The organism is Candidatus Scalindua japonica, assembly GCF_002443295.1.
Taxonomy (GTDB): Bacteria; Planctomycetota; Brocadiia; order Brocadiales; family Scalinduaceae; genus Scalindua; species Scalindua japonica.
In genome coordinates this window covers 15306-30422 of the sequence record NZ_BAOS01000027.1, presented here as the reverse complement: position 1 = coordinate 30422, position 15117 = coordinate 15306, and the positions used below count along the sequence as shown (strand labels likewise).

The window sequence follows — 15117 nt, the reverse complement described above, 5'->3', positions numbered from 1 at the left end:
CTTTTTTTAAACTAAATTGATACATCAATTTTTATTTCACATTTTGTAGAATCAACAAAAGATAAATCATTGGGAATAATATCATTTGATATTTCCGGTTTAAACTCTGCTAAAATTATTCTTGGTTTTTTTGAAGATATCATCTGATTTATCAAATTTGAGAATTTAGCCCAAACTAAATATAACCAAACCAGAGTCATGGTGCCATTGAGACTGAATACTGATAAAAGACCTGGAGTATCAGTCTCTTCGGCATCTTCATCAATAAGCTTTGGAATGTATACAATATAACCAACTGTTGTATTAGCATTGGAAACTCTATTTTTGGAATTCTTCAGGTAGACTAATTTATCTACATTTGCTTTGTATGCCATATAAGCATCAATGTAGATATCAAATATTATTGCTCGATAAGAACTATCGTCCTTTGATTGCAATTTATCCGCAATTTTATCAGATAAAATAATATGCTTCCTGTCACAAGATTGAAAAAAACTATTCAAGTTTAGAAATATTATATTCTCTAATTCCGAACCGCTTTTGAAGAGCCATCTCTTTTTCTTTTTTTTATGATCGTTTAATGCAGGACGAGTTGTATGTAAAATAAGATCATTGTGTGACAGAAGAGAAAGTTGCGAGAATCTCGACTTTGGTCTTTTATAAATTTCAGGAGGCAGGTTGTATAAAACACCACCAAAATTATAATTTTCATTAACGAGATCCGCTAAATATAGACATGCTGTGCTATCTCTTAACATATGAAGCGTACCTGTAATATTTGGTGGATTAGTATCTTTACGAGTTAATACATCAATTGGTGCTGAGTGAGCCCACCAAAAAAATCTTCCTGATTTGCTTCTATTTACGAATGTATTATTCATGACCCCTCCGTAACGGAACAATTTTTGATCAATTTAAATCCTTAATTCATTGTTTTTTTATTGAATATCTCAAAACACATTTAGCATTCTAAAACTTTCAAGAGTCAAAAGGAAATCAAATTTCCGCCGAAAAGACTAAATTATTATTCCCTCTAGTATCATGTTACTAACCTCTTACTCTAAGATGTTTTATGTTGCAAAACAATCCCACTCTTTTATAATAAACCTGAACAGTAAGCAGCAACAGATCGCTTTTGTCACATTTTAAACAGCTTCAAAGGTATAGTTTTACTTTTTCGTATAAGTAAGATTTTTCATATATATCTATCATTCGCAGAGGTTATCCCTATTAACCAGAAGATTAATGAGAAGGGGAAAAAATGAGAGAAATAATAGAAAATATTATAAAGGAAATTGAAAGAGGAGTTGCATTTGATAGTCATTTTATAATTGATACTTTGATTAGAGACTACAGCGATGATTATCTTACCTTTGTCTCTGCCCACTTGGCAACTTCAGGCGTTACGGAATATGCACACAGTGAAATCGCAAAACTTATTACTCCATTCGAAGGAAGCATAGTAGAGAGACTGCCAAGACAATCTTGGAGCTACAATATTCGTGGCAAAGCAAACAAATGTGCTTTGTGGGCTAGGATATAAGAGAAGCTATCAAACCAATCAAACCATCGCATGACAAAAGATAATAGAAGAATGAAAAATGAAGCTCATGCCAGAATTAAAATAAACCAGCTACTCGAAGAAGCAGGATGGAGATTCTTTGACAATGAGGAAGGCGTAGCTAACATTCTGCTCGAAAATCATGTGAAGATCACCCAGGAAGAGATTGACGCTTGGGGAAATGACTATGAAAAGACCAAAAATGGTTCATTAGACTTTTTGCTACATGATAGCAACAACAAACCGATTTGCGTACTTGAAGCGAAAAAGGAAAGCCTTCACCCTTTAGTTGCCAAAGTACAAGCCAGAGAATATGCTAAAACTGTTGATGCTCAATTCATAATTCTTTCGAACGGTATTGTACATTACCTCTGGGACACAAAAAAAGGCAATCCAAAACCTATTTATAAATTTCCATCGCCCGGCGAAATTGGAGCCATCAAAGAGTGGAATCCTGACCGAAATGCATTAGCTAATGAACCTGTTGCCAACGATTATATTACATCTATTCAAATGCCTGACTATGCTGAAAGACCCGAATGGAACGGCAGCATTGAAGCCAGCAAGGATTTCATTTGGGCAAACGGATTAAAATTTCTCAGGCCTTATCAATTAAGCGCTATTAGACACTTACAGAAAGCAGTAGCCGAAGGCAAAGACCGCTTTCTTTTTGAAATGGCAACCGGGACCGGTAAAACCTTGATTTCTGCTGCAATTATCCGATTATTTCTTAGAACACAAAACTCAAGACGGGTTTTGTTTCTAGTTGATCGTTTAGAACTTGAAGATCAGGCTTGGAAAGCATTTACGAATAACCTGAAACCTGATTACAGCACGTTCATCTATAAAGAGCATAAAGGCGATTGGAGGCAAGCGGATATTATCGTAACGACCATTCAATCTTTGATGTTCAATGATAAGTACCGTTACGAGTTTACGCCGACAGATTTTGACCTGATTATTTCAGACGAGTCTCACCGTTCCATTTCAGGTAATGCAAGAGCCGTATTTGAGTTTTTTCATGGGTATAAATTAGGTTTAACCGCAACACCAAGAGACTATCTAAAAGGTGTTGATCCAGACAAGGTAAATAAAAAAGATCCGAGAGAAATTGAACGAAGAATGCTGCGGGATACCTATGCAACTTTCGGCTGTGAAGGTGGCGATCCAACCTATCGCTATTCCTTATTGGACGGTGTAAAAGATGGCTTCCTGGTTAACCCGAGAGTTCTGGATGCCCGAACAGAAATTACAACCCAACTGCTTTCTGACGAAGGCTATGCAGTAGCCGTAACCACCGAAGAAGGGGAAGAAACAGAAACCTTTGTTTCCCGTGATTTCGAGAAAAAGTTTTTCTCGGACAAAACCAACATCGTTTTCTGTCAAACCTTTTTAGAAAACGCTTTGGGTGATCCGATTACCAATGAAATTGGGAAAACCATCGTCTTTGCTGTAAGCCAGAACCATGCTCGAAAGCTGACAGAGGTTCTAAACGATTTCGCAGAAAAACTTTACCCGGGCAAATACAATTCTGATTTTGCGGTACAGGTTACTTCACAGGTTGGTGATGCTCAACAAATGACCATCAACTTTACCCATAACAACTTCAATGGGAAAACCACCTGGCTGGAAGGTTACAAATCCAGTAAAACAAGAGTTTGTGTTACGGTCGGCATGATGACCACAGGCTATGACTGCCCGGACTTGCTCAACATTTGCATGATGCGACCGATTTTCAGTCCTGCTGATTTTGTACAGATAAAAGGCAGAGGTACCCGAAATAACACATTCGACTTTAAGCATAAAAACGAATTGGGAGAAGAAGAAATCATTAAGCATGATAAAGAGGTTTTTAAACTCTTCGACTTCTTTGCCAACTGTGAATATTTTGAAGAGAAGTTCGACTATGACGAGAAACTGAAACTGCCAAAGCCTAAAAAAGGTGACGGTGAAGGCGGTGGTGGTGTCGACATTGACCAATACACCAGTTATCGTCCTGACCCTATAGCGACTTTAAAAGAACAACATATAGGCTATGAAGGCATGAAGGTAGATCGCATGCTGTTCAATAAGTTTGAAGATCGCATAATTATGGATGACATCATCAAAAAAAATGTAGAACTGGGTAACTGGGAACATGTGATAAGCCATATTCAACAGGAGATTTTTGATAAACCCGAAGAATATTTCAACCTGGAAAAATTGCGAAAAGCAGCCAAGATTGACCGTAAGGTTTCCATCCGTGAAGTGGTAGAAAAGATTTTTGGAATAATCCCCAAGTTCAAATCGAAAGACGAATTACTGGAAGCGGAATTTGACAAATTCATCTCCATCTATCCGCCTGAAGAAGATGTGAACCTGAGAGCCTTAAAATACTTCTTCAAGGCGTATGTCGTTGACCAGGGCATACGCAAAATCATTGAAGCAAAGGACTTTCACGCTTTGCAAACCAACCCAACTTTGACCATTTCACAGTTTAAGGAAGTGGCCACCAAATACCGTGAAGTAATTCCGGTTTATATTAATGATTACGTCAATTTAGAGCGGTTCGCTGCTTAGTAAGGGAATTTATGTTAGATACCGCAACAAAGAAAAGAATAGACGATTGCCGTGACATATTGGTAGGCAAACTGCCCGACCCAAAAGCACAGATAGAGCAGATTACCATTGGCTTGATTTATAAGTTCATGGACGACATGGACAAAGAAGCCGTTGAACTAGGCGGAACGACCAAATTCTTTTCAGGTGATTTTGAAAAGTACAGTTGGGACAGCCTGTTTGATACCAAGGTAACCGCTACCGAAATGCTCAGCTTGTATGCGAAAGCCATTGAAAGCATGGTAAAAAATCCGAACATTCCGCAACTGTTTCGGGATATCTTCAATAACGCATACCTGCCATATCGTGACCCGGAAACGCTGAAACTGTTTCTGAAAACCATTGGCAAGTTTGAATACACCCACAGCGAAAAACTGGGAGATGCCTTTGAATACCTGCTTTCGGTAATGGGTTCGCAAGGAGATGCAGGACAATTTCGAACTCCAAGGCATATCATTGATTTTATGGTGGCGATTGTTGACCCAAGCAAGACCGATACCATTCTTGACCCTGCCTGTGGAACAGCAGGGTTCTTGATTTCTGCCTTCAAGCACATAAAAGAAAAAACAAAAAAGGCTTAACGCCTGACCAGCGCAAAAAACTGATTCAAAACTTTGAGGGATACGACATTTCACCAGACATGGTGCGATTGAGTTTGGTGAATCTATATCTACATGGTTTTTCTGACCCGCACATACACGAATATGACACCTTGAGCAGTGAGGAACGCTGGAACGACAGCTATGATGTGATTCTCGCCAATCCGCCTTTTATGAGTCCGAAGGGTGGTATACGTCCGCACAAGAAATTTACCATCAGTAGTAACCGCAGTGAAGTGTTGTTTGTGGATTATATAGCCGAACACCTGAATCCAAAAGGCAAGGCGGGCATCATTGTACCTGAAGGCGTGATTTTCCAGAGTGGTACGGCTTACAGAGACCTGCGAAAAATGCTGGTAGAGAATTACCTCTATGCCGTAGTAAGTTTACCCGCTGGTGTATTCAATCCATACAGTGGCGTAAAGACTTCCATTTTGCTGATGGGCAAAGAAGTCGCCAAGCTGCGCAACGAAATCCTCTTTGTAAAAATTGACAACGACGGCTACAACCTTGGGGCACAACGCACAGTGGTAAAAGGCAGCCAATTGGATGAAGCCATTGAGCTGACACGTGAATTTGTGCGAACAGGAGATTCCAAGGACTCATTGATTGCTCATGCTGTCGTCAAGACCGAAATCACTAAGAATGGTGATTATAATCTGAGTGGGGAGAGGTATAGAATACACCATGTAGAAAATACAGTATTTCCTATTATCAACCTGGGAGAAATTGTAGATGTCAAAGGTGGAAAACGATTGCCTAAGGGAGCAACATACTCTGATGTAAAAACAGACTATCCTTATATAAGAGTTGCTGATTTTGATGATGTGAAATTGAATAAAAGTGACATTAAGTATTTGACCCAAGAAGTTCAATCTCAAATTTCAAATTACACCATTGACAAGGAAGATGTTTATATATCAATAGCCGGAACAATTGGATTGGTAGGAGTAATTCCCGAAGAACTTGATAACGCTAACCTTACAGAAAATGCAGCTAAACTTATAATTAAAAATAAGAGCAAGGTTAATAATAGGTTTTTATCCTTGATTCTTAGGACTGACAATTCAAAAAATCAGATAATTTCACTAACACATGCTGTAGGAGTTCCAAAGTTAGCTTTATCAAGAATTAAACAAATAAAAATCCCGCTCCTGCCCTTATCCATTCAGGAAGAAATAGTAGCCGAAATAGAAGGCTATCAAAAAATCATAGATGGCGCCAAAGCCGTGGTGAACAACTACAAGCCCAAAATTGACATTAACCCGGATTGGGAGATGGTGGAGTTGGGGAAAACTTGTGAGATAAATCCAAAAAAATCAGTGTTAAAAGATTTAGATGAGGAATTAGAAGTTTCATTCGTTCCTATGGCCGATTTAAATGAAAATCAAATTGGCTTCATAGCTAATCAAACGAAGCCTTTAGGTGAAGTAATTAAAGGATATACATATTTCAAAAATGATGATGTGTTATTGGCAAAAGTCACTCCATGTTTTGAAAATGGTAAAGCCGGAATAGCAAGAGACTTAGTAAATGGAATTGGATTTGGTTCAAGTGAATATTATGTAGTTAGACCAAATGAAAAAATTCTTTCTACATGGATCTATCTAAACATAATCACAGATAATTTCAGAGAAAGAGGAAAGTTAAATATGACAGGGACGGGTGGACTTCAAAGGGTTCCAACTGATTTTATTAAAACTACGCTTGTTCCTCTTCCTCCTCTAGAAATCCAACACCAAATCGTAGAGGAAATCGAAAAAGAACTGGCATTGGTGAATGCCAACAAGCAGCTTATTGACATCTTTGAACAGAAGATAAAGGACAGGATTGCTAAGGTTTGGGGAGAGTAATGGAAGAATCTTTTGAACTATCAAATTACTTGCCAATTCGTTTTAAAAACCAAAACGAAGAAGAATACATTGAGTTTCTGTGGGATTCTTTCAAGAGCAACTATCAGAACGACAAGTATCAGTTCTCATTTATCGCTTACCATATGCTCTTCATGAGTTTTGTCTATTTCAATGTCTGGCAAATCAAGAAAATCCATAAAGAAGATTTCGAAAAGATTACCTTAGGTTTTCACACTTGTTTTGAGTCAGCAACCTCTCCTTTCACTTTCAGCCAGGAACAGGAGAGAAGGATATTTACTCTCTTCAGGTTCTTCGGTCTTGGAAAAGAGAAAATTGGCCAATACAAGAAGATTGTCGACGCAAGAAATGATGTGGTTCACAGTAACGGACATATTTATTACAACACCCAGGACACAGTTGACGATAAAATCACTGAAATACTGCGATTTTCAGAAGAGATTCAACAGCATAGCAAGTCTGCAATTCAAGACTGCTTTGAGCGATTCTTAATTGAAAGCCAGAACGAAGATGATAGACGGTACATTAATGTTCAAGAGCAAATCAATGAAGAACTGATACATGAGCATTATCTATCTCAAAAAGACTTGGAGTTCTGTTTGGAATACGATATTATAAAATTGAGCGAACAACCAAACTATGCAGAGATTGAAAAGATATTTGAAGAACTAAAAAATGAATATTCACAGGAAGAAACAGTTGCCACTTAGCTCAACGTTAGCAAAATGAGTAGGGCAAAACTTATGATAAGAAAATACACTGCCCAATGTTATTTAAATATTTCGAACTGTTATTTTCCTTATAAGGAAGTAAAGGGGAAATATATGAATTCAATAGCAGCATAATCAATCCACCAATGGTATATTTCTATTGACGTAATAACTTAAGGCATATATGTTAACCATAGTTTTATGTCAAATATTTGAATTATGTTACCGCAATTAGACAGTCTAATCTATGTTAGGAGGTTAATATGAAACTACCTCTTGATGGAATTTTGAAAATATCAAATAAAAGTCTCTATCAGATCATACCTTAATTAAAAAGAGAGGGGCTGTAATCTGATATTGTCTTTTACTCCATGCTTTCACTAAAGAAAATGAATTTCAATTTAAAACACAAAAATATTATACTAAATACACTTGCTTGGTTTTCTTAAAATTATGATTGAATTTTTAAATAATAACCAAGGACTAATCGCTGCAATAGGGGTTATTGTGAGTATTGTAATTGCAATAATTGGTTTTTGTATAAACAGAAATATTTCAAAAATTGCGCAAAATCAGGATATAAAAAATAATTCCAAAGGACTTCAAGGCGGAAGAGATGCAGTTGATAAAAGTATTAATTTTGAAAACTAACTATGTTTGGTAAATCTCAAAATCAGAATATAGACGATAATTCCAAAGGACTTCAAGGCAAAAGAGATGCTATTGATAAGAGCATAACGATTAATTATCACGCACCAGATAAGCAAGAGAAAAAAGACTTTGGTATTATTGGAGAAATTTTCGAATTCCTGTTCAAAGAAAATATTGCAGAATCAGATTTTACCGAATTATCGATTGGAGAGGGCTTAAAAAAAATTCCATTAAATTTTTCTGGAGATAGTTTGCAAACAGTCAATGAAATGGCATTAAAAACAACGCAAAAAAGAGATTTAGTAAAAAAGTTTGTTAATTCTCAAAGAGAAATAGATGAGTCTAAAATTGATGCATTAATTTTTAAATTACAAAAAGATTTTAGAACTTTAAAAAATTCAGAAAATAATTATGAAAAAATAGAAAATGTAAACATTATTGAACAAATGGCAGTGCATTGTATTGAAGAATCAAAGACAGAAAACCCTGATTATAACATGAATGCTCTTGCTATTGTTTTATACTTTTTTGAAATGTGTGATTTTGGAAAAAGTGAAAAAGCTAGAGCAATTAAAGAAGCTATTTTTTGATTATAGTAAATTTATGTTAATTCCGTCAAAACATGAACGACTTGAAAAAAATCTACTAGTAATTGGTGGGGACATTTTGAGTATTTTAAAAAAAAGAAGAATTTGGAATATTGAAGAGCTTTTTCAAAATTTAAAAGAAATTAAATCTATCAATCTGAACCAATATTACAACAGTATTACTTTTCTTTGGTTATCAGACATCATACGAGTTGACAAACACAATATTTCATTGAAACAAAAAAATGATACTTAATAAACTTTACTCTGAACCATTGGGGCTTTTTGAAACTGTTAAATTTATAAACGGAGTAAATTTTATATTTGCAAAAAAAGACAAAAATAGTGATCCCGGAAACTCATTAAATGGAGTTGGAAAATCTTTACTATTAAACTTTCTTGATTACGCACTTCTTTCATCAAAAACAAAGCATATCAAATCCGCAATGAAGAACAATGAAATTGGACATTATTCTATTGCTTTGGAATTTACAATTCAAGATAGTAACTACGTAATCAAGAGGTCTCTAATGGAATCGAGTAAAAATATAGTTGTGGGAAAAACAAATGACCCTATTTATTTTGAATCAATCAAAGAGGCGAAGGAATATCTTTGTGATTTAATTTTCAAAAATGAAGATTACAAGGGTAAATATCACAACACCTGGTTAAGAAAATTATTACCATTTTTTATTAAAAAGCAGGAAAATCCTAAAACAAAAGTAAACTTTTTAGATCCTATAAAATTTTCAATTTCTCCAGAAATGGAGCTGATACCGTATCATTTATTTTTCTTGGGAATTGATAATTCTCTTTTTTGGAAAAATTTTGATATTAAATCAGATTTAAAAAATAAAATTGAAGCATTAAAAGAAATAAGAAGCATTATTACAGATACTTATAATCTACATGATATACCTCAAGCTGAAAATAAGATTGATCGATTAAAGGGAGAGGTTCAAGAGCACGAAACAAATATTGAAAAATTTCAGTTGGCAAAACAATATCAAGACATTGAAAAAGAAAGTAACAATCTAACCGTTATAATAAAAGATTTATGGTATCAGAATCATTTAGATCTGAATAAAGTTAAGTCTTATAAAGAAAGTTATGAATTAGACGATTCATTACAAACTTTGAAAATTAAAAAGTTATATACTGAAGCGAATGAACTTTTAGCAGGAAATATAAAGAAAACGCTCGATGATGCAGTGCTGTTTAGAAAAAATATTGCGGATTCACGAAAAGAATTTTTATCATCTGAAATTAAAAATATAGAGATAGAGATAAAAAAGAGGAAAAATAAAATTGATGATTTTGAATTAGAAAGAGCTAAAATATTTAAATTTTTAGAAACAAGAGATGCAATAAAAGATTTATCTGAAGCATATTTAAATTTGAGTAAAAAAAGAGAAAAACTAAATGACCTAGAAGGGAAAATAAAGTTGTATCAAGATTTGAATAGCGAAAAAGCAGAAAGAGAAGCTGAAATCGCTAAATTATATTCAGAAATCACAAACTTTATTCAAGAAATAAAGAATGACATTTCTATCTTTAGAAAAATATTTTTTGAAGTTCACAATGCGATATATCCTGAAAATAAAGATAAAAGCTATGGATTTACCTTTGAACCAAAGCCACGTGCTGATAGTAAGGTTAATATGGAAGTTTTTTTACCAGCAGATTTATCTACAGGGAAAAATAGTGCAAAAACATTGATTTATGATATTTCTGTATTATTTCATGCCATTGAAAGGGATATTAATCTTCCACATTTTTTAATTCATGACGGAATTTTTGATCATATGGACAAAGCACATTTTATTGCTGTTTACGAATACTTAGAAAAAAAAGCAAGAAGCGAAACATTTCAATACATTTTAACAGTTAACGAAGAAGGAACTTTAAGTGATGAGTTTGGCAATGCAGATAAAGTTAATCCTCAAAAAATAGAACAAGAGGCAATCTTGACCCTTACTCCATCAAACAGATTGCTTGGAAGTGATTGGGGATAAGGCAATTAGGAGTTTCAATGGAAGAACAGGATTAAATCTGATCCATTGACATAAAAAATAGCTTCCAAAGCTATAATTTCTCAATTCTAATTTCATCACGTATACTTTTTTTATTTGGTACAATGACCTTTACTTTTTTTAATCCTTTAGACGTCTGCACAATATAATGACCGTCAATAATACCAACGATTCTATACATGTTGTTATCCTCCCTCTTTAATTCTTCCGGTTCAAGTTGAGGTTTCTGAACATCATCAATAACAGACACAGGAGTTCGAATATTGTGTTTATTCATATTGTGAAAGATCTTCATAAAACCAAATCGAAAAATCAATCCTGCACATACAACCAAACCAACAAAAATAAGTATATGCTTAAACGGAATACTTTTAATTTTTTCACCCTCACCAAGTATCATTGAACGGTACATTCCAAAGACCTTTTGATCTTGTTTTATTCTTTTTGTCTTAAAGCATTCATCACCAGAATAAAATTTATAAGTAAAACTCTTGCCAATAGAATTAGAACGACGTACCGCCTTTATTACGTACTCAGCCAACTGTTGTAACTCTCTCGCCAGACAACGGACGTCTTGGGTTATCAAATAGATATCACAACCCAAATGACGATGCATTTGAAAGAAAAGAAACACATTAACATCATAAAACTTGCGATGAAAATAATTTCCTGACTGTGCTTCATCAATTATATAAATTACATTAGAGTTCATGCAGAAAGTCTCTTGATATTTATTATTAAAAAAAGTAGAAAGTCCACCGGCATCAGAAATAAACTTGTCCAGGTCTTCACCAAGTTTCATGTTCTTTATATTTGTATATACTCTCACATCAATGTCTTTTGCTTTAGGAACCCAGGAGTCTAATTCATCAGACCAGGTGTAGTATGATTTTAAAACATGATTAACTGCATAGTAAGTTTTACCGGAGCCTATTTTTCCCTGAATTAATCTTATAGCCATTTTATATTTTCCTCACAAATTTGAGTTTCTGGTTTTCAAAGTCCTTTTCATTAAAGAGAATTTCAACAGAGAGAAGCAAGATCAACTCCGTTTTAGTTTTATTGGTATCCTCAGACCTGAACATCTTCCCAAGATAAGGGATATCACCAAGAAGCGGTATTTTTCTGGTTTTCTTATTTGTAGAATTCTCCATTAAGCCACCTACATAAATTTTCTGTCCGTCATTAATCAATGTAGTCATTTCAAGTGAGTTTTTTGTAAACGATGGAGAGTCAATCAAAGGGTTTTGAACAGTTTGAATAATGTCACTAATTTCCTGACTAAGATATAATTTAACAACATTGTTTTCTTCAACATCAACCTTGACGTTTAGTATTACACCAACGTCTCGATATTCTATGTTTTCAGATCTTAAACCATTTTCTGATACAGAAGTACCTTTTCGAATAGGCTCAGACCTACCGATTTTAATAACGGAGGTCTGTCCGTCCTGGACCAATACATGAGGTTTTGAAAGTATCTCTACTTTACTTTCAGAATTTAGAATGGTGATGAAAGAGTTTACATCTCTGTGGAAAGTAAAAGCCTTGAGACCTTTCCCGGAAAGACCAGAGGCTAAAGACGTTATTCCCTCTGTTAGCAAAGATACTTGGCCGCCTCTATTATTGTTCGTGTTAAAGAAGTACTCGACACCATATTGAAGAGCATCATTCAAAGTGACTTCCATAATAGTAAATTCGACCAGTACTTGCTTTGGACGTTTATCAAATGTTTTAATTACATCTTTAACTTTTTGATAGTCTTCTATACTGGCCTTAATGATTAATACATTGATACTTCTATTTTCTGTAATTGTAATTTCCGGGAAGACATCATTCAGTAAGGATTTAAGATTTTCAGAGCTTTCATATTGAAGGCGATAGAGATACACATTTTTTGAGTCATCCGGTGAAATCTGGATATTAAGATCATTCAGGTTTTCATTGTTATGAATTCCATATAATGCACCGTTTTTTATCAGTTGATAGTTTTTGCTATTTAGAACAGTGCGAACCATTTTCATGATTTCATCTCTTTTGAACTTGCCTTTAATTTCAATATCTACAGAACCGATAAGATCATCAACAATAATGAAATTCTCTTTGATAATACCCATCAAGAGACTGACAACATCTTTGAGTTTCACTTTCTCAAACTGCATATCAACATCAATTGCACCTTTTTCAAATTCCTTTGCCTTGCCATCTTTGACCTTCCATTGCCAGTTTTCGACATTTTTAGTTTTAGCCGTATTTGTAAAAAGTTTTTTCTCTGGTTTCTTATCTAAAAGAGCGCATCCCGGAGTAAAAAAACATATTACAAATACTAAGACACAGATTTTTCTAAGCATTTATAGGACTTTCTTTTTAATATTGAAATTTCTGTAAGTAAAAAAAATCACGCCAAAGATAAGGCGTTTTTGTCATGCTTTTATATACTTCCAGAAACCTTTAGTTTAAAAGCATTGATAAAAAACGTAAATGAAAAGGGGGTTTGTGATTTCCTTTTCCGTTTTATTACTAAAAAATCATGGAAGTAAAATTCTTGTTTTTTTGCCGTATTTGTAAAAAGTTTTTTCTGGTTTCTTTTTTAAAGAGTGCATCCCGATGTAAAAAACATATTACAAATACTAAGACACAAATTTTCTAAGCATTTATAAGAATTCCTTTCAAATATTGAAATTTCTGGAAGTAAAAAAAATCACGCCAAGAAAAAGCGTTTGTCATGCTTTTATATACTTCCAGAAACGTTTAGTTTAAAAATATGATAGTTGCTTATAATCGGACAAAGGGAATCATCCTGATTGCCATACGGAAGGCTACCGCAGACATGATTAACGAGAACCCTTCAACGATTTTGAGGTGTACCGCAAACCATGCCGTAATCCCGGTAAAATTGATTAGATAGCTGTTGACGCCATAAGTACCATCAATAGTGTTTAACGTGCTCATAACGCCTTCAATCAACATATAGATAAGACGGCTAAAAAGAACAGGTAGAACCGTTATAACTATTGTCCAGATGAATAACTTCATAGCAGTAAACCGGACAACGCTATATCCTACCCAACTGCCAAAGGCCGATAGTAACCAGCTTATTAATGCAGTCATTTGTTAAACTCCCTTGAATTAAATTAAATTCCCATTGCTATAAAAACGGCCCTTATGGCCATTAATCCCAATACAAAGCTTCCAAACAGATCAACCATCCAATCAAGTGAACAGAAATCAATCGTCATGGATTTCCCAAACAGTGTCATGGGAAGTGAACACGTAGCACCAGTAACGTTGATCTGGCTACCCGTGGCCAGAAGTACCAGAGGATTAGAGGCAAGATATCCGGTAATTAAGCCAGTCCAGTCCGTTTCCCCAACTTCTGAGACATCACCCGGAAGGCTTGTATCATAGGTAGAACTATCCGCAGTACCAATAGAACCGGAGACAGTACCAACAGGAATAGAACCAGTGCTATCAAGACCTGATATATCGTCTATACCGTCTTGATTAGCATCAGTAAAATTTCCCGGAGGCTGTGAAACCGGAGTTCCCGTACCACATACACCACCATAATCAATACCGGTTTCGTCCTGGTTCATTATCCCATCAAAGCAAGTTTCAGCCGGAGGGCACACAAGACCAAAGTTTAATTCACAAACTCCACCGCAATCAATACCGGTTTCATCCTGATTCTGTATACCATCAAAACAATCAGGCGCAGGGGGGACATCTTCAAGGAATTCGTAAAATTCAACCGGGAAATCATCTATTGTGCCCGAAAATGAATTACCCAAACCACCGGGAACAGGAACAGATTGAAACGTGCTTTGTTGGACACCATCAATAATAAGATCACCGCCAGTATATTTTGCAAAATGGTAAGCGGCGGTTGACGCATAATAACCAAATTCTACACCGGGTTGACTTAATTGTATGTCACACCATTCTTGAGTCATGCCAAACGTTTGAGCATTCCAAGTCCAGGCAGCATCTAAAGCAGTGAAAGTCGCACCATCAACAGGATAAATCTTTTTCCCATTTACGGTACTTGTCCAAATTGGATAAACATAAGAACCACTACCTTTAACATCAAAATCTACCTGACCTGTATTTGTATCAACTGCCGTAATGGTCTGCATTTGTCCATTACCCGCACTATCGAAATAATACATTACTGCACCAACGGCCAGACTAATGGCAGCATTAATTGCCACATAGGCAACCCATGGCGCAATTGCTTCTGCTTTCTTTTGCTGGTAATGTAAAGAGGCAAAGGTCAAAGACAAAGTAAAACAGATAATTAATAGGATTTTTTTGATTTTCATTTTAAGAATATGTAATTGTGTGAATGACTTTTTTAACTACCCAAATAACCGCTAATAGTCCTACGATTGTAGAAGCAAATATAAAAATTTTTGTTGTGTCGATGCTGATCATTGAATAATCCATTTTTAAAACCTCATTTCATGTGAATAAAAATGCTGGCCAGCCCCTAGAAAGCCAACCAACA

At 35.1% G+C, this 15117-nt stretch carries 14 protein-coding genes; 9 read left to right on the top strand and 5 right to left on the bottom strand.

Annotated elements, in window-relative coordinates:
- Positions 1-11: 11 nt before the first annotated feature.
- On the bottom strand, positions 12-881 hold the full coding sequence (locus SCALIN_RS13585) for a hypothetical protein (RefSeq protein WP_096895010.1): 870 nt from the start codon (positions 879-881) through the stop codon (positions 12-14).
- Positions 882-1261: 380 nt separating this feature from the next.
- On the opposite strand from SCALIN_RS13585, the gene SCALIN_RS13580 reads away from it, so the two are divergent.
- The 9 genes from SCALIN_RS13580 to SCALIN_RS13545 all read left to right on the top strand — a co-directional run bounded on the left by SCALIN_RS13580 (position 1262) and on the right by SCALIN_RS13545 (position 10592).
- Positions 1262-1543, top strand: a complete 282-nt coding sequence (locus SCALIN_RS13580; protein ID WP_096895009.1) for a hypothetical protein — start codon at positions 1262-1264, stop codon at positions 1541-1543.
- 51 nt (positions 1544-1594) lie between these two features.
- Positions 1595-4120, top strand: coding sequence for a DEAD/DEAH box helicase family protein (locus SCALIN_RS13575; protein ID WP_096895164.1), 2526 nt, complete (start codon positions 1595-1597; stop codon positions 4118-4120).
- Between the two features lie 11 nt (positions 4121-4131).
- The gene (locus SCALIN_RS24265) at positions 4132-4740 is read left to right on the top strand and encodes a class I SAM-dependent DNA methyltransferase (RefSeq protein WP_203415501.1); all 609 of its coding nucleotides are present in this window, start codon (positions 4132-4134) and stop codon (positions 4738-4740) included.
- 59 nt (positions 4741-4799) lie between these two features.
- Positions 4800-6611 carry a restriction endonuclease subunit S gene (locus tag SCALIN_RS13570; RefSeq protein WP_230406623.1) on the top strand — a complete coding sequence of 604 codons (1812 nt, stop codon included), beginning with the start codon at positions 4800-4802 and terminating at the stop codon, positions 6609-6611.
- A complete protein-coding gene (locus SCALIN_RS13565; RefSeq protein WP_096895008.1) occupies positions 6611-7339 on the top strand; it encodes a hypothetical protein in 729 nt (242 codons plus the stop codon). Before SCALIN_RS13570 ends, SCALIN_RS13565 begins: the two co-directional genes overlap by 1 nt.
- Positions 7340-7792: 453 nt before the next feature.
- The gene (locus SCALIN_RS13560) at positions 7793-7990 is read left to right on the top strand and encodes a hypothetical protein (protein WP_133111912.1); all 198 of its coding nucleotides are present in this window, start codon (positions 7793-7795) and stop codon (positions 7988-7990) included.
- Between the two features lie 2 nt (positions 7991-7992).
- On the top strand, positions 7993-8580 hold the full coding sequence (locus SCALIN_RS13555) for a hypothetical protein (RefSeq protein WP_096895006.1): 588 nt from the start codon (positions 7993-7995) through the stop codon (positions 8578-8580).
- Positions 8492-8833 (top strand): ABC-three component system middle component 6, encoded by a 342-nt coding sequence (locus tag SCALIN_RS24080; protein WP_420885437.1) that lies wholly within the window; start codon positions 8492-8494, stop codon positions 8831-8833. The genes SCALIN_RS13555 and SCALIN_RS24080 overlap by 89 nt, the downstream gene beginning before the upstream one ends.
- Positions 8823-10592 (top strand): DUF2326 domain-containing protein, encoded by a 1770-nt coding sequence (locus tag SCALIN_RS13545; RefSeq protein ID WP_096895004.1) that lies wholly within the window; start codon positions 8823-8825, stop codon positions 10590-10592. Before SCALIN_RS24080 ends, SCALIN_RS13545 begins: the two co-directional genes overlap by 11 nt.
- A 70-nt stretch (positions 10593-10662) precedes the next feature.
- On the opposite strand, the gene SCALIN_RS13540 is transcribed toward SCALIN_RS13545, so the two are convergent.
- The 4 genes from SCALIN_RS13540 to SCALIN_RS13525 all read right to left on the bottom strand — a co-directional run bounded on the left by SCALIN_RS13540 (position 10663) and on the right by SCALIN_RS13525 (position 14932).
- Positions 10663-11571: a zonular occludens toxin domain-containing protein gene (locus SCALIN_RS13540; RefSeq protein ID WP_096895003.1), complete on the bottom strand. Its 909-nt coding sequence runs from the start codon at positions 11569-11571 to the stop codon at positions 10663-10665.
- Between the two features lies 1 nt (position 11572).
- Entirely contained in the window at positions 11573-12961 is a 1389-nt protein-coding gene (locus SCALIN_RS13535) for a type II secretion system protein GspD (protein ID WP_096895002.1), read from the bottom strand.
- A 424-nt stretch (positions 12962-13385) separates the two neighbouring features.
- Positions 13386-13721, bottom strand: coding sequence for a hypothetical protein (locus SCALIN_RS13530; protein WP_096895001.1), 336 nt, complete (start codon positions 13719-13721; stop codon positions 13386-13388).
- Positions 13722-13744: 23 nt separating this feature from the next.
- On the bottom strand, positions 13745-14932 hold the full coding sequence (locus SCALIN_RS13525) for a hypothetical protein (RefSeq protein WP_096895000.1): 1188 nt from the start codon (positions 14930-14932) through the stop codon (positions 13745-13747).
- Positions 14933-15117: the final 185 nt, after the last annotated feature.

Bases quoted from the DNA above. Each gene is read 5' to 3' on its own strand.
- SCALIN_RS13585 (WP_096895010.1), bottom strand. From the start codon at position 881: ATGAATAATACATTCGTAAATAGAAGCAAATCAGGAAGATTTTTTTGG.
- SCALIN_RS13535 (WP_096895002.1), bottom strand. From the start codon at position 12,961: ATGCTTAGAAAAATCTGTGTCTTAGTATTTGTAATATGTTTTTTTACT.
- SCALIN_RS13555 (WP_096895006.1), top strand. From the start codon at position 7,993: ATGTTTGGTAAATCTCAAAATCAGAATATAGACGATAATTCCAAAGGA.
- SCALIN_RS24265 (WP_203415501.1), top strand. From the start codon at position 4,132: ATGTTAGATACCGCAACAAAGAAAAGAATAGACGATTGCCGTGACATA.
- SCALIN_RS13545 (WP_096895004.1), top strand. From the start codon at position 8,823: ATGATACTTAATAAACTTTACTCTGAACCATTGGGGCTTTTTGAAACT.
- SCALIN_RS24080 (WP_420885437.1), top strand. From the start codon at position 8,492: ATGCTCTTGCTATTGTTTTATACTTTTTTGAAATGTGTGATTTTGGAA.
- SCALIN_RS13575 (WP_096895164.1), top strand. From the start codon at position 1,595: ATGAAAAATGAAGCTCATGCCAGAATTAAAATAAACCAGCTACTCGAA.
- SCALIN_RS13540 (WP_096895003.1), bottom strand. From the start codon at position 11,571: ATGGCTATAAGATTAATTCAGGGAAAAATAGGCTCCGGTAAAACTTAC.
- SCALIN_RS13570 (WP_230406623.1), top strand. From the start codon at position 4,800: ATGGTGCGATTGAGTTTGGTGAATCTATATCTACATGGTTTTTCTGAC.
- SCALIN_RS13525 (WP_096895000.1), bottom strand. From the start codon at position 14,932: ATGAAAATCAAAAAAATCCTATTAATTATCTGTTTTACTTTGTCTTTG.
- SCALIN_RS13580 (WP_096895009.1), top strand. From the start codon at position 1,262: ATGAGAGAAATAATAGAAAATATTATAAAGGAAATTGAAAGAGGAGTT.
- SCALIN_RS13560 (WP_133111912.1), top strand. From the start codon at position 7,793: ATGATTGAATTTTTAAATAATAACCAAGGACTAATCGCTGCAATAGGG.
- SCALIN_RS13530 (WP_096895001.1), bottom strand. From the start codon at position 13,721: ATGACTGCATTAATAAGCTGGTTACTATCGGCCTTTGGCAGTTGGGTA.
- SCALIN_RS13565 (WP_096895008.1), top strand. From the start codon at position 6,611: ATGGAAGAATCTTTTGAACTATCAAATTACTTGCCAATTCGTTTTAAA.